This window comes from Pleurocapsa minor HA4230-MV1 (genome assembly GCA_019359095.1).
In the GTDB taxonomy this organism is placed as follows: domain Bacteria; phylum Cyanobacteriota; class Cyanobacteriia; order Cyanobacteriales; family Xenococcaceae; genus Waterburya; species Waterburya minor.
Genome location: JAHHHZ010000021.1, coordinates 86,483 through 108,430 on the forward strand (window position 1 = coordinate 86,483; position 21,948 = coordinate 108,430).

Annotated in this window: 17 protein-coding genes; 11 read left to right on the plus strand and 6 right to left on the minus strand. The window is 41.6% G+C overall.

What is annotated here, in order from left to right:
- The first annotated feature begins 216 nt into the window (after positions 1-216).
- The 7 genes from petD to KME09_12640 all read left to right on the plus strand — a co-directional run bounded on the left by petD (position 217) and on the right by KME09_12640 (position 7,533).
- Positions 217-699, plus strand: a complete 483-nt coding sequence (gene petD / locus KME09_12610) for a cytochrome b6-f complex subunit IV (protein MBW4534767.1) — start codon at positions 217-219, stop codon at positions 697-699.
- Between the two features lie 369 nt (positions 700-1,068).
- Positions 1,069-1,527, plus strand: a complete 459-nt coding sequence (gene rimP, locus KME09_12615; protein MBW4534768.1) for a ribosome maturation factor RimP — start codon at positions 1,069-1,071, stop codon at positions 1,525-1,527.
- A 78-nt stretch (positions 1,528-1,605) separates the two neighbouring features.
- Complete coding sequence (gene nusA / locus KME09_12620) at positions 1,606-2,940, plus strand: transcription termination factor NusA (GenBank protein ID MBW4534769.1); 1,335 nt, start codon at positions 1,606-1,608, stop codon at positions 2,938-2,940.
- Between the two features lie 128 nt (positions 2,941-3,068).
- Entirely contained in the window at positions 3,069-3,317 is a 249-nt protein-coding gene (locus tag KME09_12625) for a YlxR family protein (GenBank protein ID MBW4534770.1), read from the plus strand.
- A gap of 307 nt (positions 3,318-3,624) precedes the next feature.
- Positions 3,625-6,558, plus strand: coding sequence for a translation initiation factor IF-2 (infB, locus tag KME09_12630; protein ID MBW4534771.1), 2,934 nt, complete (start codon positions 3,625-3,627; stop codon positions 6,556-6,558).
- 69 nt (positions 6,559-6,627) lie between these two features.
- Positions 6,628-7,233 (plus strand): low-complexity tail membrane protein, encoded by a 606-nt coding sequence (locus KME09_12635; protein ID MBW4534772.1) that lies wholly within the window; start codon positions 6,628-6,630, stop codon positions 7,231-7,233.
- A 111-nt stretch (positions 7,234-7,344) separates the two neighbouring features.
- The gene (locus tag KME09_12640; protein MBW4534773.1) at positions 7,345-7,533 is read left to right on the plus strand and encodes a hypothetical protein; all 189 of its coding nucleotides are present in this window, start codon (positions 7,345-7,347) and stop codon (positions 7,531-7,533) included.
- Positions 7,534-7,685: 152 nt separating this feature from the next.
- Here the strand turns inward: KME09_12640 and KME09_12645 are convergent, their stop codons facing one another.
- Complete coding sequence (locus KME09_12645) at positions 7,686-8,696, minus strand: zinc ABC transporter substrate-binding protein (protein MBW4534774.1); 1,011 nt, start codon at positions 8,694-8,696, stop codon at positions 7,686-7,688.
- Between the two features lie 87 nt (positions 8,697-8,783).
- On the opposite strand from KME09_12645, the gene KME09_12650 reads away from it, so the two are divergent.
- Positions 8,784-9,536 carry a metal ABC transporter ATP-binding protein gene (locus KME09_12650; protein ID MBW4534775.1) on the plus strand — a complete coding sequence of 251 codons (753 nt, stop codon included), beginning with the start codon at positions 8,784-8,786 and terminating at the stop codon, positions 9,534-9,536.
- Positions 9,517-10,395: a metal ABC transporter permease gene (locus KME09_12655; protein MBW4534776.1), complete on the plus strand. Its 879-nt coding sequence runs from the start codon at positions 9,517-9,519 to the stop codon at positions 10,393-10,395. The genes KME09_12650 and KME09_12655 overlap by 20 nt, the downstream gene beginning before the upstream one ends.
- Before the next feature lie 12 nt (positions 10,396-10,407).
- Here KME09_12655 and KME09_12660 read toward each other — a convergent pair whose 3' ends face one another.
- On the minus strand, positions 10,408-11,073 hold the full coding sequence (locus KME09_12660) for an SDR family oxidoreductase (protein ID MBW4534777.1): 666 nt from the start codon (positions 11,071-11,073) through the stop codon (positions 10,408-10,410).
- 230 nt (positions 11,074-11,303) lie between these two features.
- On the opposite strand from KME09_12660, the gene grxC reads away from it, so the two are divergent.
- Positions 11,304-11,627 (plus strand): glutaredoxin 3, encoded by a 324-nt coding sequence (grxC, locus tag KME09_12665; protein MBW4534778.1) that lies wholly within the window; start codon positions 11,304-11,306, stop codon positions 11,625-11,627.
- 576 nt (positions 11,628-12,203) lie between these two features.
- Here the strand turns inward: grxC and acs are convergent.
- On the minus strand, positions 12,204-14,168 hold the full coding sequence (acs, locus tag KME09_12670) for an acetate--CoA ligase (protein ID MBW4534779.1): 1,965 nt from the start codon (positions 14,166-14,168) through the stop codon (positions 12,204-12,206).
- 168 nt (positions 14,169-14,336) lie between these two features.
- The gene (locus KME09_12675; GenBank protein MBW4534780.1) at positions 14,337-16,115 is read right to left on the minus strand and encodes a fatty acyl-AMP ligase; all 1,779 of its coding nucleotides are present in this window, start codon (positions 16,113-16,115) and stop codon (positions 14,337-14,339) included.
- A 208-nt stretch (positions 16,116-16,323) separates the two neighbouring features.
- On the opposite strand from KME09_12675, the gene KME09_12680 reads away from it, so the two are divergent.
- A complete protein-coding gene (locus tag KME09_12680) occupies positions 16,324-17,502 on the plus strand; it encodes a class I SAM-dependent methyltransferase (protein ID MBW4534781.1) in 1,179 nt (392 codons plus the stop codon).
- Between the two features lie 118 nt (positions 17,503-17,620).
- Here KME09_12680 and KME09_12685 read toward each other — a convergent pair whose 3' ends face one another.
- A complete protein-coding gene (locus tag KME09_12685; GenBank protein MBW4534782.1) occupies positions 17,621-19,060 on the minus strand; it encodes an ammonium transporter in 1,440 nt (479 codons plus the stop codon).
- 510 nt (positions 19,061-19,570) lie between these two features.
- A complete protein-coding gene (locus KME09_12690; protein MBW4534783.1) occupies positions 19,571-21,745 on the minus strand; it encodes a glutamine synthetase III in 2,175 nt (724 codons plus the stop codon).
- Positions 21,746-21,948: the final 203 nt, after the last annotated feature.

Genomic DNA, 21,948 nt, shown 5'->3' on the forward strand with positions numbered 1-21,948 from the left:
AAAGGAATTAAACTCCCAGACGGATTTGCGTAAAGATATATATACCTACTGCTTTACGCCAGTTGGCACAGAGGTAGATTACAACTACTTAACTTTATTTATAAAATATTTTTATACAATAAATGTGCCACTTTGAATACAGCGAAGAACAGTTAAAATAGCTAATATTTTGCTTATTTCATCAGCTGATTTTGAGTAAATTTAGGAGAGAACATTATGTCCACATTAAAAAAGCCAGATCTCAGCGATCCCGCTTTACGCGCTAAATTAGCGCAAGGTATGGGTCACAACTACTATGGTGAACCTGCTTGGCCTAATGATTTGTTATACATTTTCCCTGTAGTAATTTTGGGAACTATTGGCCTAGTTGTTAGCTTGGCAGTACTAGATCCAGCGGTTATAGGCGAGCCTGCTAATCCTTTTGCTACACCTTTAGAGATTTTGCCTGAGTGGTATTTGTACCCTGTATTTCAAATTTTACGGGTAGTGCCTAGTAAACTGTTGGGAATTGCTGCCCAAACAGCAGTACCTTTAGGTTTAATGTTGATTCCTTTCATCGAAAACGTCAATAAATTTCAAAACCCTTTCCGTCGTCCTGTAGCAACTACAGCATTCCTATTTGGAACTGCCGTAACTATTTGGTTAGGAATTGGTGCAACTTTTCCAATTGACGAGTCTTTAACTTTAGGCTTGTTCTAAATTTGTTAAGCAAGTTTAGTTAGAGAGACACAGTAGTTCAGTGTTTAGCCTAAGTTCAGACACTTAGGTTAACTATTGTTCAACTGTGTCTCTTTGCAAGAAGGAATTGGCATTAATTTGACCGCTCATTAGCCATCAACTAAGAGCAAATGGCAAATCTAAACCGCTGCTGACGAATAATTGTCGCAATTTTGATTTTATTGGTATGATGTATTGCAGAAATGTTGGTGGAATAAACTAATAATTTTCTGCCTGCAAGGATATTTAACATGGAAGTGGGGTTTGCCCGCTTTTTTTGTTGTCAAAATCAATCATAGTTCCAACTCACCATCTAAGTTAGTTGGCGCAAAACCAAATCTTTTGCTCAACATGACTCATCCTCTTGTGCCTCAAATTATTGAACTAGCATCTCCCTTGGCTGAAGATCTCAACCTAGAGTTGGTAGACGCTGTGTTCCAGACTAATAAAACACCGCCAATTCTGAGAATAGACGTGAGGAATTCTGAGGGGGATACTAGCCTGGAAAACTGCGAACAAATGAGCCGTCTGCTTGAAGAAAAGCTAGACCTAACAGAAATTATTCCTGGGGCCTATGTTCTCGAAATTTCCAGTCCTGGTGTTTCCCGCACTTTAACTACAGATCGCGAATTCATAGCTTTCAAGGGATTTGGCGTAACCATCAAAACATTTGCTCCTTATAAAAACAAAAAACAATGGCAAGGGCGACTGCAACATCGAGATGAAACGACAATTCACATTAATGATAAGGGAAAAGCGATCGCCATTCCCCGTGAATTGATTGCTAAGGTACAACTTGATGATGGATAACCCAGAATAAACCAAACATTTTACGCTCAACAAAATATCAGCCATCCAAATATTTATTTCACTATTTAGGAGTACCCCATGACTATAGTAAGTTTGCCTGGCTTGAGGGCAACCATTGAAGAAATTAGTCAAAGATATAATCTACCAGGTAGCTCTGTTGAAGAAGCCTTAAGAGAAGCACTTATTAAAGGATATGAAAAATTTCGTCGTTCTAAAGCTCGTGATGAAGAGTTTGACGAAGAATATTTTGAAAACTTCAATGTTCAGCTAGACACAGAAGAAGAAGGATTTCAAATTTTAACAACCAAAGTGATTGTTGATATCAGTAAAGACCAGATTGAAGATCGCGATCATCAAATTGCCCTCAGCGAAGTTCAAGAGCAGGTAGACGATTTAGAGATTCAAGTTGGAGACTCAGTATTGGTAGATGTCACCCCAGAGCAAAAAGACTTTGGACGCATGGCAGCAATTCAAACCAAGCAAGTTCTGCTCCAAAAACTAAGAGATCAACAGCGCAAACTGATTCAAGAAGAATTCCAAGACCTGGAAGATACAGTACTACAGGCTAGAGTAGTTCGTTTTGAGCGTCAATCAGCAATTGTCGCGGTTACTAGTGGACTAGGACAGCCAGAAGTTGAAGCCGAATTGCCTAAACGGGAACAGCTACCGAACGATACCTATCGCTCCAACACAACTTTTAAAGTCTATCTGAAAACTGTTAGAGATACGCCCCATCGGGGGCCACAGTTGATGGTTTCTCGGGCTACAGCAGGCCTAGTCGTCGAGCTATTTAGCAACGAAGTCCCTGAAATAGAAGAGGAAATTGTTCGGATTGTGGCTGTTGCCAGAGAGGCTCATCCTCCCTCTCGTCATGTAGGAGTTCGTACTAAAATTGCTGTTGATACTGTGGAGCGAGATGTCGATCCTGTGGGAGCTTGTATTGGCGCAAGGGGTTCTAGAATTCAGGCCGTGGTTAATGAACTACGAGGGGAAAAAATTGATGTGATTCGTTGGTCGCCCGATCCTGCCACCTATATTTCAAATTCGCTTAGTCCTGCCAGAGTAGATCGGGTAGTTTTAGCCAATACGGAAGATAGACAATCAATTGTGCTAGTTGCTGAAGACCAATTAAGTTTAGCCATCGGCAAAGAAGGACAAAATGTTCGTTTGGCAGCTCGTCTCACTGGCTGGAAAATCGATATCAAAGATATTGCTAAGTTTGATGAAGAGGCAGAAATGGCAAAATGGGCAGCCCAAGCAGAATCATCTCAAGCTAGTAATGCTTCTGCTGAAGAGGAATTTGAGTCTGAAGACGTGGACAGTGAAGAAGCTGTGGCGGAAGATCCTCAGCTTGCAGAAGCCGCTCAATTAGTTGAACCAGAAACCGAATCTACCGAAGAGCCAGTAACTTAACAGATAAATCTAGCGTCGCTAAGTTAGATTAGGCTACGCTAGAGTTTAGTTTCCAGTGCGCAAACCTGCTCTAATTGTCCATCTAGCCAGACCTAAATCTGAGCAAAATCTTAAAAAATTGCCAAAGTTTGAATCAGATCAATTATCGTCAATGTGTGAGCTGTCGAAAAGTTGCCCCCAAACAGTCTTTTTGGCGCGTCGTGCGCGTAGCATCTAGTTACGCCGTTCAGTTAGATCGAGGAATGGGACGTTCTGCCTACCTATGCCCCAATATTCATTGCCTAACCACAGCCAAAAGTAAAAACCGCCTTAAAGGTGCTTTGAGAACCAAAGTGCCTGATGATATTTATCAAAATTTACAAGAACGTTTAAGCTGATCTGGTCAGAGTTTAGCGACAAAATATAAATTGTTAAAAATAAAATCTTAGACTAGATCTATAATTTGATGTTTTTCTTTAAAATAGAGCTATGGATAAATTACTATTAGCTGTAATCTGAAACTTGCTCTGATTATTTATGGTTTAATTTAGATCCTAATCCAAGGATAGATTTAATCAACTTACATCGATGGTCATACATAGCCTAATCAAGGTAATCTGTGACCAAAACCTAAACACATGAAGGACTACATGGATAAACCAATGGTCAAATAAAATACAAATAGTCAACTGAGGGGCATAGTGGATGAACAACGGCAAAGTTAGAATATACGAATTATCGAAAGAATTGAATTTGGACAATAAAGATATTAAAGAAATTTGCGAACAACTCAATATTGCAGTCAAAAGCCACAGTAGTACAATTACGGTTGATGATGCAGAAAGAGTTAGATCGGTAGCGACAAAGTCCCCTCGCACCGAGAACAACAATGATATTCAGAAAAAAGGTAATAAAGCTCTGAAAGTCCCAGCCAAACGCAAACAGCAAATCTTAGCTGTACATCATCGAACTGACAACTCGAACCCCAGTTCGAGAACTCAAGCAGCAAATTCTCATGGACAATCGCCTAAATTAGTTGCGCCACCTTCTAGACCACAAGCACCAAATTCTTCGGGAAGGTTTACTGAAAAATCTTCAACGCCAGCCAAACCTTCCCCAGCTGAATCTGGTTTTGAGCAAGATGAAGCGCTAACATCCACTGCTCCCAATGTCGAATCAGAATCTTCAACTAAAGTGGGTTCAATTCAACCACCTAGGTTGACTGTGCCACCTTCTAGACCTCAAGCGAAAAAATCAGCTAGCCGAAATTTAATTCAGTCTCCCAGCAAGCCAAAAATTCGCTCTATAGAGCCACCTCAGAACAAAATAGAAGAACCAGAGCCAGAAGAAAAGAAGAAAAAAGTTATTGCACCCCTGCCTAAGCTGAATCAAAGACCCCAGAAGATTCAAGCAGTGGCTAAAGTAGCGCCAAAAGATGAGGTAGAAGATGAAGAAATAGTCGAAAATCTCGATGGTGATGATGTTGAATCGGACGATCTAGAAGTTAAAAAAGTTACTCGCCTGAAGCGTCCTGCTCCTCCGAAGAAAGTAAAAGAGTGGGAAAACGAAGAAGAGGATGAAAGTAAGCAAGCTAAGTTAGGTAAAGGCAAAGCAGCGAAGAAACGTCGTGGGCCCAAGCCGATTTTGGATGACGAAGATTTTGATGATTCTGATGCTAATGCAGTTCAGATCAATGAGGCCTTCAGCTTGTCTACGGCGCGCCCTGCTAAGCCCAAGTCAATGCAGCACGAGCCAGCAGCGACTGTCAACAAGAAGCCACGGAAGCCATCCTTTAAAACTGAGAAGACTCAAAAGAATGAGCGTCAAACCAAAGGGAAAGCCGTCCCTACTCTATCAGAGTCGATTATTCTGACAGATAATTTAACTGTTCGGGATTTAGCAGACAGGCTTAATACTCCTGAGACAGATATTATTAGAAATCTGTTCTTTAAAGGAATTTCGGTCAACATTACTCAAACCTTAGATTTGGCAACCGCTCGTTCGGTGGCTGAAGAGTTGGGTGTGATCGTGGAAACTCCTGAAGAAAAATCGGCAGCAATTAAAAACACAGAAATGTTGGATGCTGATGATTTAGAGAATCTTCAACCTCGTCCTCCTGTAGTGACCATTATGGGTCACGTAGATCACGGTAAGACTACTTTGCTAGACTCGATTCGCAAGAGTACTGTCGCTTCTGGAGAAGCTGGGGGAATCACACAACATATTGGTGCTTATCATGTAGATGTCGAACACAATGGTAAACAGCAACAGATTGTTTTCCTCGATACTCCTGGTCACGAAGCCTTTACCGCTATGCGTGCTAGAGGAACTAGAGTTACCGATATCGCCGTTTTGGTCGTTGCTGCGGATGATGGAGTTCAGCCTCAAACCAAAGAAGCAATTAGCCATGCAAAAGCTGCTGAAGTACCGCTGATTGTGGCGATTAATAAAGTAGATAAGCCAGAGTCTAACCCCGATCGCATTAAACAAGAATTGACGGATCAGGGTCTAGTTCCAGAAGACTGGGGTGGAGATACCACCATGGTTCACGTCAGTGCGCTTAAAGGAGATAACCTAGACGAATTACTAGAGATGATCCTACTGGTGGCGGAAGTGGAAGAACTTTCAGCTAATCCAGACCGTGCTGCCAAAGGAACGGTAATTGAGGCTAATCTAGACCGTAATCGAGGCCCTGTAGCAACCTTACTAGTGCAAAATGGTACTTTGAGAGTGGGAGACAGCATTGTTGCAGGTTCAGTTCTCGGTCGAGTTCGCGCCATGGTTGACGATACTGGCAAGAAAGTAGAAGCTGCCACGCCATCTTTTGCCGTAGAAATTTTGGGACTCAATGAAGTTCCTGAAGCTGGAGACGAATTTGATGTTTATCAAGATGAAAAAGAAGCAAGAGCGATCGCCGATCAGCGCGCAATTGCTCAACGAGACACTCGATTACTCCAGTCTCTATCTTCGCGCCGAATTAGTCTCAGCAGCATCTCAGCCCAGGCTCAAGAGGGTGAACTTAAAGAACTTAACCTAATTGTCAAAGCCGATGTTCAAGGTTCTGTAGAAGCCATTCTCGGTTCTCTACAGCAGTTGCCACAAAATGAAGTGCAGGTTCGGACTCTGATGGCATCTCCAGGAGAAGTCACCGAAACTGACGTAGACCTTGCAGCAGCTAGTGGAGCGGTAATCATTGGCTTCAACACTACCTTAGCAGCAGGAGCGCGACAGGCAGCAGATCGAGAAGGAGTGGATATTCGCCAGTACGATATCATTTATAAGCTTTTAGATGAGATTCAAGGGGCCATGGAAGGTCTTCTCGATCCCGAACAGGTGGAGGAAAGTCTCGGTCAGGTTGAGGTTAGAGCTGTCTTCCCTGTCGGTCGGGGTGCGGTTGCTGGTTGTTATGTTTTATCAGGCAAAATAGTTAGAAACTGCAAGATTCGGGTTCGTCGCGGCAATAACATTGTCCACGAAGGCGATCTTAGCTCTCTCAAACGTATGAAAGATGACGTAAAAGAAGTAAACACAGGCTTTGAGTGTGGTATTGGTGCAACTAAATTCTCTGATTGGAAAGAGGGTGACATCATCGAAGCTTACGAGCTAGTGTTCAAACGTCGTACTTTGGCAACCAACTAAGATCATTTAGATCACCTGTAGGGGCGACTCGCGAGCCGCCCTTATATTTCTATTTAATGCTCAAGAATAATGAATACTCGTTCTGAACCTTTTTTATGGATTCATTTTGGGGGCATAATTGTATTTCCCTTAATGCTGGCGATCGCGGTGATTGGGTTAACGGTGGGAGATAGGTATACTTATTTGATAGAATTACCTTGGCTAATCGCGATCGCCATTCTTCCAGTCTCGTTAATGCAGCTATACCGTCCGTTTAATATATTTAGCGTCCTATTTGTTGCTCTCCAGCCGGAATTTTTAACTCAAAAGCAAAGAAAAATTCTGGCTTTGTTCAAAAGAAAGCAACAAAAAGTAATCAGCGCGATCGCCACAGGGTTAATGCTTTTTAGTCTGTGGTTGCTATATAATTTTTCGCCAGGAATAGAACTTGCTAGTTTATTACCTCAACAGCGTATTTTAGGATTAGCGATCGCCAGCATTGCTTTTTTGGGTAGCAATCTTTTTCTTCAGATACCCTTGAGCGCATTTCAGGTTTTGTTAACTAGTGAATCAGAGTTTGCCCAAATTGAGCAATGTAGTTTAGAAGAAGTCAAGAGTGATTTTACGACTGCGGGAATTAAAGTCAGTCAACTCCCCTTGTTAACTACACCGACTAGAGAGCAAGAAACAAATTAAGCTTTGCTAATATTTATTTAATTAATTGAGGATTTATGTCGTTAGGAATACAGATACTTAATCTACTTGAGCTAAACTGAAGAGGTATAGAGTAATAAAAATTTTATATACATGACAAACTCAACTATCGCTTCGCCAAACGAAAAGGAGCAAGAAATTTGGTTCAGTCTCATAGAGGCGATCTCCAAAAGCTCAGGTTTCCAAAGTTGGCAGCAAGAAAGAGACATTAGTAGCGAGATAAAACTAGATGAGCAAGTCCGACGTTACCTTAAAGAAACTTTAGAGACTCTTGCCTACTAACCAAAAAATAGCCAAAAATAGCCAAAACCTAATCTTTAATCAATGGGGATGTATTAGTAAATGCATCCCCATTATCATGCTAAAGTCAGCGAGTACAAACTGTAATATAGCATGAGTAATTTAGGATAAAATCTCCATAATTTACTAGTTGTTTACTTCCCAGGGCTAAAAGCTTTACACTCACCACCCAAACCATTAGCGATCGCACAGGTGTTGTGAGACATCATCTCAATGTAGCTTTTTGCTTCCCCTAGTCCGTCAGCATAAAGTCTTTCTGTCGATAGTTTGACATCAGCAGCACGAGCTATATTTTGTAGTACGCGATCGCTAGCAGTAGCTTCGGCGAAAATGGTGGGGATTCCTGCTTGTTTAATTTCGGCTGAGAGTTTGCGCACCTGAGAAGCACTAGGGGAAGATTCGTCACTTAAACCCTGGAGAGTCTGATAGTCTTTGAAATAATATGCCTTAACATAGTAGCTCAGAGAATCATGGGTGGTGACTAAAACTCTTTGCTCTTCGGGGATCGTGGCAATCTGATCTTTGATCCAGGCATCTAACTGCCAAAGTTGTTCGGTTAGAGTGGTGCTGTTAACTAAGTATTGTTCTGCTGCTTCGGGATTAGCTTGTAACAATATTGACTGAATTAGCTCTACCATCTTGACCGTATTTTCGATATTGTGCCAAACATGAGGATCTGGTTCTAATTCAGGTTTTTCTGCTGACTCATCTAACTCATCTGACTCATGGTGATGGTGATGATGCTCGGCAACCATCAGCGGCTCAGTAACAACCTGCTCATATAAGGCAATTTTAGGAGTTTTCGTAGCTGATAATAACTTAGTTACCTGGGGTTCGAGTTCATACCCGCCATAAAAAATTAATTGGGCTTCTTCAATTGCCTTGCGATCTAAAGGAGTAGGATTATAAGTATGGGGATCTTGATCGGCATCAATCAGACAAGTTAAATCAACTGTGTCTTGAGCAATGGTTTGAACTAAATTGCAGATCACATTATGAGAGGCAACTACTTTAGGCTTTGACTCTGCCTGAGCTAGGTTGCCTTTACTTTGAAAATTACCCGCGATCGCACTAGAGATCGTGCCAATAACGACTAAACTGAGAATATATTTAACCTGAATCTTTTTTAAGCTGAATTTAAACATAAAATCAATTGCTACTAATAAATCAGAATGATAATGATTCCAATTATTTTAAGGTATAATGAGATCCGTTATCATTGCGATCTATTAATGCTGGAAGTTTGTAACCTAAGCGTCAACTACCGTCATACTATAGCTGTTGAAAACGTATCTTTTGTTCTACAACCAGGACAGTTAACGGGATTATTCGGCTCAAACGGCGCAGGAAAAAGTACGCTAATTAAAGCTATTTTGGGCTTAATTCCCTATTCAAATGGAGTAGCGCAATGGATTGGCAAACCCGTCACTAAGCAGTTAAGTAAAGTAGCATATGTGCCACAGCGATCGCAAATTGATTGGGACTATCCTGTGACGGTAGAAAGAGCCGTGATGATGGGACGAGTAGCAACTACAGGCTGGTTTCGCAACCATAGTCGGCAATCAAAATTATTGGTTCGCAATGCCTTGAAAAGAGTCGGTATGTGGCAATATCGTCAGCGTCAAATCAGGGAATTATCGGGGGGACAACAGCAGCGCGTATTTCTCGCCAGAGCGCTCGCTCAAGAAGCAGATTTATTCTTGTTTGATGAGCCGTTTAACAATGTAGATCGGCAGACAGAAACAACTATTTTTGACATTTTTGCCGAATTAAAAACGCAGCAGAAGACTTTACTGGTGATTAGTCACGATTTAAGTGAGACATTAAATAATTACGATCAATTATTATTAATCAATAAACGGTTAATTGCCTCTGGCACAAAAGAAGAAGTTTTAACTAACGAGAATATCAACCAAGCTTACCAGTATTTTAATTTTCAACCAGGAACTGTGAACCACCCCATTAATGCTAAGTTGGTTAATTGAACCGTTAGAATTTGAGTTTATGCGCCAGGCGATCGCGATTGGCTTGTCGTTGGGCATTCTAGGTGCGGTAGTGGGTAGCTATCTGATTTTGCAACAGATGGGCATGATGAGTGAAGTAATTTCTCATGCAGTTTTACCTGGTATTTCCCTCGCTTTTTTCCTAGAAATAAACATTGCGCTGGGAGCATTTATTGCAGGGGTATTAAGTGCTTTAGTTGTCATGGGGATTCAAAAGCGATCGCGGATCAAAGTTGATGCAGCGATGGCGTTAACCCTCTCCAGTTTTTTAGCGATGGGGATAATTTTAATTACGACCCTCAATACCGATCAAATAAATTTGAGAGATATTCTTTTTGGTGACATTTTAGGGGTAACTATTGGAGATGTCTGGCGCACTGTAATTATTACAGTAATTATTTTAGGATTAACCAAACTTTTTTATAAAGAACTAGAGTTTTATACTTTCGATCCTTTAGGTGCTAAAGCCTGTGGTTTGCCAGTTAATTTACTTTACTTGGGTCTAATTTGTGCTATCACCTTAACTATTGTTGCTAGTATGCAAACTGTGGGAGTATTGCTAGTCATGTCCTTATTAGTAGGCCCTGCCATGACCGCGTATCTATTAGTTAAAGAACTATCCCAAATGATGTTTTTAGGTTCAATTATTGGGATGGTTTCTACTATTGCTGGCATGTATAGTAGCTATTATTTCGATCTGCCTTCTGGTGCAGCGATCGTTATGGTCATCTTTGCCTTTTTCTTACTAACATTGCTTTTTAGTCCGAGTCAGGGGCTTTTAACCGAACCTGAATTAAAAAGTAAACTCTCTAATTATTTAAACCGATTGATAGGTAAATAATTTATCACGGATTTACCAAGGTAAAACTTCACCATTGGAATGCCAAAAAGTTCCCGTATTCTCCAAGTTCAAAGCTTCAATACGAGCTAGAAGACCATTAACCGATTGTTCGGGTGTAATGCCAGAGTCTGTAAAACCAGTCATCCGAGTTTTTACTAATCCTGGGTGAAGGATCGCAACAGCAATACCTTTCGCTTTTAAGTCTTGAGATAAAGATTTCCCCGCCATTGACAGAGCAGCTTTAGACATGCGATACCCATAAGAGCCACCAGAAGTATTATCTTCTATCGAACCCATACGACTAGTCATGATCGCGATCTTCGAGCCTCTTTTCAAGTTGGGTAACAAAGCTTGAGTAAGCCTTAGTGGAGCCAGGGCATTGACTTCAAATTGTCTACGAATACTGTTTAGATCCAAGCGATTTAGACTAACTGGTTCTAAAATACCAGCGTTGTTAATCAAAACGTCGATCGACTGACCATCGAGACTTTTGACTAACTCAGCAACTGATTCATCAGAAGTAATATCTATATCCGTTTTGATGGAAACGCCCAAATTTTGCAACTCGTCGGCAGCGGAACGACAGACTGCTATTACTTTAGATCCTTTCTCCTTAAGTTGACGACAATATTCTAAGCCGATACCTCGATTTGCTCCAGTAACTAAATAAGTGTCCATCTATTTGCTTTTCTTCTATTTAATAGCTTGGTCTGAACTGTCTGTAATCAAGGGAGTTTCGACCAATAGGCACTATGCCTTAGATCTATAACTTTATCACGTTGGCAAATCTGCAAAAATTCCCGAAGGCGATCGCTCTATAAGCTACGCAGTCAAAAATCTTAGGCACAGTAACAATCGCTATAATTTAGGCAAAAATAAACAAAAATAAAAATATAGCAACTAATAAAATGCTCGATTTTCTCAATCCTCTTTTAAATCGTCACCCAGAGCGTATTAAAGCTAATGTCGAAATCTATACTTGGGCAACTTGTCCTTTTTGTATTCGTGCCAAACTGCTGTTGTGGTGGAAGGGCGTTAATTTTACCGAATACAAGATAGATGGTAATAATGAAGCTAGAGATAATATGGCTCAACGTTCATCGGGTAGACGAACCGTACCGCAGATTTTTGTTAACGATCGCCATTTAGGTGGTTGCGATGACCTTTATGAACTAGATGGTCGAGGACAATTAGACGAATTATTGGTTCAATCCCCAAGCTTGGTTGAATAATTTTAGGCACTCCGCGCGTTTTGATTTATAGCGATTCTAGACAATGTTAGGACGTTTTTTTACTAAGAGGATGTCTGAGAACTCAATTCTGTTATGCTTAGACCCTAGCAGATCCCCCCTAGCCCACGGCAGTCGCTACAACGGAGGAAACCTCCGCAACGCGCTGCCTCCCCTCAACAAGGGGGGAATCGGAATCAAAGTCCCCCTTAACAAGGGGAGCCACTGCGGTCTTGGGGTCTCCCCAAGTAGAGCAAGTGGCATGGATTTAGGGGGATCTACCCACTGGAAACGTAGCAATTAGACTTTTCAGATATCCTCTAAGATCTATATTGCCCTAAAGGACGACTTACTACCTACTACCTGTAAGAGCGAACGGCGACGCGAAGCTTATACTAAAGCATTTGCGAAGCTTATCCTTTAGGACTCGCTGACGCGAAGCTAACCCTTTAGGGTCGCATCGTCCGAAGGTGTATACCGCAAGGGTACTAACTCCGTGTCGCCCTTATGCGAAGCGGTACCCTTTAGGGTTAGGGAATCCTTTAGGACGTCCGCCCTTACCTACTCACCGTTCATTGTTTAGCCTTGACGCAGTTGATCGAGGACGCTGAGGTCTTCCATCGTCGAAACATCGCCCACTAGCTCTTCTCCTGCTGCTAGATTACGCAAAAAACGACGAATAATTTTGCCAGAACGGGTTTTGGGTAAAGCATCAGTAAAACGGATTTCGCCTGGGCGAGCGATCGCACCGATTTCTTTAACTACGTGCTGCTTTAGTTCTTGTTTCAATTCATCACTAGAAGTATGAGTGCTATTGAGAATGACAAAAGCATAGACATCTTCTCCTTTAACTTCATCAGGACGAGATACTACCGCTGCTTCAGCTACCGCAGGATGTGATACCAAGGCTGATTCTACTTCCATCGTACCTAAACGGTGTCCTGAGATATTCATCACGTCATCTACTCGACCCATAACCCAGAAGTAGCCATCTTCGTCTTTACGTGCGCCATCTCCTGCAAAATAGAGGTATTTACCATCTTTAGGCGGGATATGCTCCCAATAGGTGCGACGAAAGCGATCGTCGTCTTTATAGACAGTACGCATCATACTCGGCCAAGGATGTTTAATGACTAAATAGCCTCCTTGGTTCTCGCCAACTGGATTCCCACCGAGATCTACCACATCTGCCACAATACCAGGAAATGGTAGAGTCGCCGAACCTGGTTTGGTTGGTGTTGCTCCTGGTAAAGGAGTTAGCATAAAGCCCCCCGTCTCAGTTTGCCACCAAGTATCGACAATCGGGCAACGTCCGCCCCCAATTACCTCGTGATACCAGATCCAGGCTTCGGGATTAATTGGCTCTCCTACCGTACCTAAAATACGTAGAGATGATAAATCGCGACGATTTGGGTGTTCATCGCCCATTTTGATAAAGGCTCGAATAGCCGTAGGAGCAGTATAAAAGATAGTTACCTTGTATTTTTCTACCACATCCCAAAAGCAGCCAGGATTAGAAGGACGAGGTGCGCCTTCATACATTACCGTCGTTGCGCCGTTAGATAATGGGCCATAAACAATGTAACTGTGTCCTGTAATCCAGCCCACATCAGCAGTACACCAATAAATATCATCTTCTTTAATATCAAATGTCCACTTAAAGGTCATATGAGTATAAAGGTTATAGCCTCCCGTAGTGTGGACGACTCCTTTGGGTTTACCTGTTGTCCCACTGGTATAGAGAATAAATAACAAATCTTCGCTATCCATCTGTTCGGCGGGACAATTGCTACTAACTTGTGTCTTAAGGTCATGCCACCAATGATCGCGTCCTGGCTGCATCGCAATTTCTTGCTGGGTACGCTGCACCACTAAAACATTTTGCACACTAGGAACATCAAGGGCGATCGCCCGATCTACCGCATCTTTGAGGGGGACGATCTTATCTTTGCGCCAGCCACCATCGGCAGTAATGACTAACTTCGCTTCCGCATCCTGAAGACGAGATTTTAAGGCTTCGGCACTAAAACCACCAAATACTACACTGTGAGCAGCACCAATTCTGGCACAGGCTAACATAGCGATCGCCGCCTCGGGAATCATCGGCATATATATGCCCACGCGATCGCCTTTTTTAACTCCTAGCTGCTTGATTGCATTTGCCATCTGACATACTTCTTGATGCAGTTCAGCATAGGTTAAAGTTCTGGAATCTCCAGGCTCTCCCTCCCAAATTAAAGCGGGTTTATCTCGGCGGTGGGTAGTTAAATGTCGATCTAGACAGTTATAGGAAATATTGATTTTGCCGTTAACAAACCATTTAGCAAAAGGCGGTTGCCAATCTAAAGTTTTCCCCCATCTTTTAAACCAATGTAGTTCTTTCTCCGCGAGTTTTGCCCAAAAGCCAGCAGGATCTTTCGCTGCTAGATTGTAGAGTTTTTGATATTCTGTCATACTTCTGACCGCAGCATGAGCAGCAAACTCTGGTGGAGGATTAAATACTCTTTTCTCTTGCAGGATTGATTCTATATTGCTTTCTATCATAATTACTTTTAACCACAGAGCTGTTCTACAGTTATTTGTAACGCCGATTTTGCCAGATTAATTTTAATATTTACAAAGTTGAGCAATATTGGTTAATTATTACAGCTATTTTGGGGAATAAGATGAAATATTTTGTAGAGTGTCATCGAAGAATAGCTTATAAATACTCTATACGGGTAGACCTTCTATAAGATGATCCAGAAAATCTGCACGGCACATATGACGCTGAATTTTACCACTAGAAGTTTTTGGTAAACTGCCTGGCTTCAGTAACAGAGTAGTATGCACATGGAGGTCGTGATTTTTAGCTATTTCCCGTCGAATCGATTGGGTTAGTTCTTTGACTGTCATAATTTCTGACGAGGTAGTTTTACTGTTAGATTTAGTTCTAGTCCGATTACTACTCCAGTATTTCCGTTCTACTTCAGCTAAGATGACCAGCTTTTCTTCACCTTCTAGATCTACAGAGAAGCTGGCAACACAACTTGGTCTAATCCAAGCACTAGTTTCTTGCACTGTCTTTTCAAGATCTTGGGGATAATGATTACGTCCTTTAATCACGATCATATCTTTAAGACGACCTGTAAAAAATAGCTCTCCCTGGTCGATAAAGCCTAAGTCACCTGTCCTGAGATAAGGGCCTTCCCCAGTATCCTGAAGATAAGCACCAAAAGTAGCTGTGGTAATCTCTGGTTGTCGCCAATATCCTTGGGCAATACTCGCACCAGATACCCAAATTTCACCAACTTCTCCAGGTGGACAGCTAGCCAAGGTTTCAGGATTAGCGATCGCCAATTGTTGATCTGTTAAACTTTGACCACAGCTAACTAAAGTGTGGGGATGAGTTTCATTGATGTCGGCGAGGACAATTTTATTTTGTTCTAAAGCTTTACCCTGAACAGTCTTGGTTACAATAGCTGAATTTTTGGAACCCCCAGAAATAATTAAGGTTGCCTCTGCCATGCCGTAACAAGGGTAGAAAGCATCATAGTTAAATCCATAAGGAGCAAAAGTTTCAGCAAACTTAGTTAAAGTCTCGTGATTGATTGGTTCAGCACCGTTAAATGCTACTTGCCAAGTACTGAGATCCAAGCCTCGCAACTGTTCTGGCTTAAATTTACGCACGCAGAGATCATAGGCAAAATTTGGGCCACCGCTAGTAGTTGCACCATCCCTGGCGATCGCCTTAAGCCAGCGCAGGGGATTTTGTAAAAACATCAAGGGGGACATGAGAGTAACGGGAAAATCGCCAAATAAAGGTTGGAGTACGCCACCGATCAAACCCATATCATGATAGGGAGGTAGCCAAATTACGCCCTTACTTTGGGGTGAGTGGCGAAAGCAGTTATGAATCGCTTCTAAGTTGTGGAGTAAATTTTGATAGGCAATCTTGACTCCTTTCGGTTCTGCGGTTGAACCAGACGTATATTGGAGAAAGGCAATATCTTCGGTGGAGAGGTGAGGTTTTTGCCATTGTGCTGCTGTATTCTCATCAATTGAATCTGTGGTGATCCAGCCTAGATTCTGTAATTCTGTAGTGCTGTCTAATTGACGCTCCAAGCTTTGTAGAGTCTCTTTGTTAGTTAAAGCAAGATTAGTCTGGGCGTTGTTTAAAATGTTGTGAATGCGGTTTAAAGAGCGATTGGGGCGGGGAGGATAAGCAGGAATGGCAATCACCCCAGCATAGAGGCAGCCAAAAAAAGCAGTGATGTAATCTAGTCCTGCGGGAAATAATAATAAAACCCGATCTTGAGGGGAACATACAGACTGTAGGTAGGCAGCGATCGCCTGAGCTTTTTGCTCCAGCTGTCCATAAGTTAGACTAACTGATTGTGTTTCTCCATCCAGCAGAAAATTGTATATTACCTGCTGAGGCTGCTCCATCGCCCTTGTCTGAAGTATATCGACTAAGGTTACTGCTTTAATCTTATTTTTTAAACCACTCATTCACATTACGGATTGTTAAAATCGATTTACACCATATCTTATAATTGAGAATTGCAGTAGGAACTAGGGCATAATCTTGGTCTAAAGTAATTAAATTCCCCCACAGCTTACAATAACCAAGGTTATATCCGAGTATTAATGTGACACCTTGAGAATAGTCCTCTTGGATGGATAATAAAAGAGATAACTTAAAGTCAGCGCAGATTTTATGATCAGTTTGCCAGAATTTTCTAATTCTCGAAAGTTACAGGAGATTCTGCTGACCCAAATTAAAAGCTCTTCGCCACAGCAAATTACTTTTGCTCAGTATATGGCTTTAGCTTTATATCACCAGCAGTATGGCTACTATACGGCAAGGGTTAGCATTGGTTCTCAGGGGGATTTTTTTACTGCTTCTTCTTTGGGTTCAGATTTTGGTCAATTGTTAGCAGTGCAACTAATGCAAATGTGGCACAATCTAGGCTGTCCCAATCCTTTCTCTGTAGTGGAAATGGGTGCAGGAAATGGCGAATTAGCACAAGATATTTTACATTATTTTCAGGGTACTGAGCATCAGTCTTTCTTAAAGGCTTTGAAATATATTATTATTGAGCGATCGCCAAGCTTAATTAAACAGCAGCAAGAACGACTTAAATCTTGGCATGAGTTTGATCTGACGTGGAAGAATTGGCCCGATCTAGCGACCGAAAGTATTGAAGGCTGTTTTTTCTCGAATGAGCTGGTTGATGCCTTTCCCGTGCATTTGGTACAGAAGGAAGGACAAAAACTAAAAGAAGTGTATTTAAGTGTTCAAGATCGCGAATTAACCGAAATTAGCGATCGCATCTCCACCGAAAAATTAACCCAGTACTTTGAGCGACTAGGTGTGGACTTGTCACAGCAGCAATATCCAGAAGGCTATCGCACGGAAGTTAATCTCCAGGCTTTAGATTGGCTCGAAACTGTTGCCAGCAAGCTGAAACGGGGCTATGTATTAACTATTGACTATGGCTATAACGCCGAGAAATATTACCTTCCCTCACGCGATCGGGGAACTCTACAGTGCTATTATCAACACCGTCGTCACAATAATCCTTACGCTAATTTGGGCTATCAGGATATTACTGCTCACGTTAATTTTACCGCCTTAGAACTTTATGGGGAACTATATAATCTGCATAAGATCGGCTTCACTCAACAAGGACTGTTCTTAATGGCTTTAGGCTTGGGCGATCGCCTTAATGAATTATCCAGCGGTCAATTTAGTATTTCTGAAATATTCAAACGTCGCGATGCTTTGCATCAGCTAATCGATCCTACAGGCTTGGGAGGATATGGGGTATTAATCCAAGGCAAAAATCTAACCGAATCAGAGTCTCTTCAAGGTTTTACCGTACCAGATTATTAGTCTAGAGTTTGTTGACAGGAACAAAAGGCGATCGCCATCATAGATCGGTATGAAATGGCGATCGCCAGAAGCAAAATTATATTTAATTTAATGAATTAATGAATATTTTAGATCTAGATTAAAATTCAGAAGTTTCAGCTGAACTCATGCCAGTAGGAATCCCTGCACCACCAGATAACACATCAGCTTCTTTAACAAAGCCACTGTATGCTTCCATACCATGTTCGCTGATATCTAAACCTCTTCTTTCATCTTCTTCATCTACCCTCAGACCAATAGTGAATTTAAGGATACTCCAAACAATTACACTAAAAGCGATACTAAATGCAGCGACGGCCAGGACACCAATTAGTTGAGTAACGATATTGTGTTCTGGATTAGTACTAAAAATACCTACTGCCAAAGTTCCCCAGATACCACATACTAAGTGAACAGAAGTCGCACCTACAGGATCGTCAATTTTGATACTATCAAAGAAACCAACAGCAAAAACTACAATCACACCAGCGATTAAGCCAATAATGATAGCGGATAAATAGCTAACATCTGCACAACCAGCAGTAATACCAACTAAACCAGCTAAAATACCATTAATGATCATGGACAAGTCAGGCTTACCATCTTTGAGCCAAGATGTTAATGTAGATGCTGCCCCACCTGCTGCTGCTGCTAAGTTAGTCGTAACCGCAATGTAAGGAACATTAGCTGTAGCTGCAAGTTCAGAGCCAGGGTTAAACCCAAACCAGCCAACCCACAAGATTAAACATCCTAGAGTAGCAAAGCCCATGTTGTGACCAGGAATAGCATTAATTCTCCCGTTTTGGTATTTACCCAGTCTAGGGCCTAGCATAGCTGCACCAACTAAAGCTGCCCACCCTCCAACAGAGTGAACTACCGTCGAACCTGCAAAATCTCTAAAGCCCATTTCGGCTAGCCAACCGCCATCCCAAATCCAGTGGCCAGTAACCGAATAGGAAATAGCTACTAGTAAGGTGCTGAAAATTAGGAAGGCACCAAAATGGATTCTTTCTGCTACTGCACCAGAGACAATCGTTGCTGCGGTTGCGGCAAAAGCAACTTGGAATAAAAAGTTAATTGCTTCTGGTACAGCTGCTGGATAGCCATCGTTGCCATAAGGAGCAGGATCGCCACTAAAAAAGAAACCTTGTAATCCAATAAAGGGATTTCCCTCACCATACATAAAAGCATAGCCAACTGCCCAGTAGGCTAAAGTGGCGACGGCAAAAACAATTAAATTTTTAGCTAGAACATTAACCGCGTTTTTTTGACGACAAAATCCTGCTTCTACCATCGCAAATCCAGCATTCATGGAAATGACGAGAATCGAGCAAAATAAGAGAAATATTGTATTTACAACAACTGTTAATTCTTCTAAGCTTTGTGGGGCTTCAAGTCCCTGCGCTGTAGCTGCTGTATTCCAAATTACGACAATTATTGCCGCCAAAGGAATGCACAAAAGCCAGGAAAAAGAGAACGATTTAAAGACTGTTCTTAAAGGTCTTGGAAGCAAGTTTCCAACTTGTGTTCCTTTATTCATAGTAGTTCTTTAACTTGAGTGTTTTTTTAGTTGTTAGATGTTGTTAGATAATTTGAAGTCCCTTGAGTCAGACTCTAAATTAATTCAAAAAAATATAGCTAGCCTATAGTCAAATGGCAAACTTAATTCTACCTAGTCTGCTTGGTTTTTTTATTTTTTGCCGTATTTTTAAATACAATTTTTAATCACACATAACTGTATAATTGAGAGCTATTTTATTGGGCGCAATCAAGACTAATATAAGATTACTTTAGACCTAATTACCTGGTGTTGAGCATCGGGAAAACATAATAATTAGCAATAAATTATGTGTCGAAAGTATATACTTATTGTAATCTTTACCAAAAACCATACAGTATTTTTAACTTTAGCAAACATTCTTGGCTTAAACTTTTGATTAGACAAAAAGCTAGAGCAAATAATAATTAAGCAACACTAAAAAAGGCCGTAGATAATACTACGACCTCCTGAAATATATTCAAGCTTAAAAAGCTGAGGGAATGCTATTTATTATTTGATAAACAACATCTCTTGATAAGTTGGAAGAGGCCAAAGATCGTCAGCAACTTCGGCTTCTAGAGCATCGACATCGGTTCTAACATCATCCATCAAAGAACGAAGAGTACTAGAAGAATACTTCATATGTTCTTCTATGCTGCCAAAATCTTCTTTAGCCAAAGCTGAAGCCAACTTAGATACTTTTGTAGTTAAAGAATTAGTCAACTCAACAACTGTCTTGATATTATCCTGATTGAGGTTAATGCCCATCTCCTCTAAACCAGCAACGGTGGCAGCAATATCTGCCAAATGGCGCATAGCAGCAGGATAAATCGCTGTTTTTGCCATGTCGATGACTAACTTGGCTTCAACTTCAATTGAGAGAACATACTGCTCGGCATAAACTTCAAAACGGCTTTCAAGCTCTACAGGAGAAAGAACTCCAGTTTTTTCAAACAGCTCCTCGATATATTTTTCTTTCAGTACGGGTAAAGCTTCAGCTGAAGTAGGCAGGTTAGCTAAACCCCTTTCTTTCACCGCCATTTTATGCCATTCAGCGGAATAACCGTCACCACCAAAGATTACGGCACTATGTTTCTGCATTACTTCTTTGATGACTGAAACCACAGCATCATTAAGCTTGGTTCCTTTAGCCAGTTCGCCTTCTAAAAGATCGCCGATCGCAGTTAGAGAATCTGCCAACATGGTATTGAGGGCAATCAATGGGCCAGAAACCGATTGACTCGCACCTACCGCACGAAACTCAAAGCGATTTCCTGTAAAGGCAAAAGGAGAAGTTCGATTGCGATCGCCTGCATCCTTAGATAGGGGAGGTAAGGTATCTACGCCAAAATTCATCTTGCCACTTTGAATATATTGGCCGTCGAGTTCTCCCGCAGCAATTTTATTAAATACTTCTTCTAGCTGAGAACCCAGATAGACCGACATAATCGCAGGAGGAGCTTCGTTAGCGCCCAAACGGTGATCGTTACTGGCGTTAGCAATTACCGCCCGCATTAAAGGCCCGTATTTGTGTACTCCACGAATTACCGCAGCACAAAAAACTAAAAACTGTAAATTTTCATGGGGAGTATCGCCAGGATCGAGTAGATTGCCCTGAGTTGAATTACCCACAGACCAGTTGACATGCTTACCAGAGCCGTTGATGCCTGCAAAGGGTTTTTCGTGTAGCAGACAGACAAAGCCGTGTTTTTTCGCAGTTTGACGCAATAAAGTCATCGTTAACTGCTGATGGTCGGAGGCAACGTTAGCTGCTTCAAAGAAGGGTGCAATCTCAAACTGACCAGGAGCTACTTCGTTATGTCTAGTTTTAGCAGGAATACCTAAACGGTACATTTTCTTTTCCACATCCTGCATAAAAACCTGAACCCGCTCGGGAATTGCACCAAAGTAATGGTCATCAAACTGTTGACCCTTAGCTGGAGGTTTCCCAAATAAAGTTCTACCAGCTAACAATAAGTCGGGACGACTATTAGCAAAGAGAGAATCCACTAGAAAGTATTCTTGTTCGGCACCGCAGCTAGAATTTACGGGAGCTACATCGGTATCACCTAGCATCTTCAAAACCCTAGTTGCTGCCTTGTTCATTGCTCCAATCGAGCGTAACAGAGGAGTTTTTTTATCTAATGCTTCTCCAGTCCAAGAAACAAAGATTGTCGGGATACAAAGAGTTACCCCGTTGTCTGTTTCCATTAAATAGGCAGGACTAGTTACATCCCAGGCAGTATAACCTCTGGCTTCAAAAGTGGAGCGGATACCACCATTAGGGAAAGATGAACCATCAGGCTCACCCTGAACCAAAAGCTTGCCCGCAAATTCGGCGATCGCACTGCCATCACTCTGAATCGAGATGAAACCATCATGCTTTTCGGCTGTGGCATTGGTCATGGGATAAAAAACGTGGGCATAATAGGACGCACCTCTAGAAAGAGCCCAATCTTTCATCGCTGATGCCACAGTATCTGCAATCGAGACATCTAACTGTTCACCAGCTTCAATAGTTTTCTTTAAAGATTTAAATACTGCTTTTGGCAGGCATTGCTTCATTTTATTGAGGCTAAAAACATCTACTGCCCAAAGAGCTTCTAAACGAGATGGGGGGCCAACAGGAATTGGTTCGCGATCGATGATTTGATAAATTGCTTGTGTGCGAGATTCGTATCCCATGACAGTTATATTTTTCTTACAAATAAATACTTAGTTGAATTGATCGTACTTGGTCGCAATTTTGTAAAATGTAACATTGGTTACATAAATTTGTCACGTAATAGATTCAAAAAGCTATATATAAAATTGGTCGAGCGTTTAGTGATAACTTTTAGGCACTTCAGCTATTAAAATCAATTGTCTCAGGCTATATTTGCACCAAA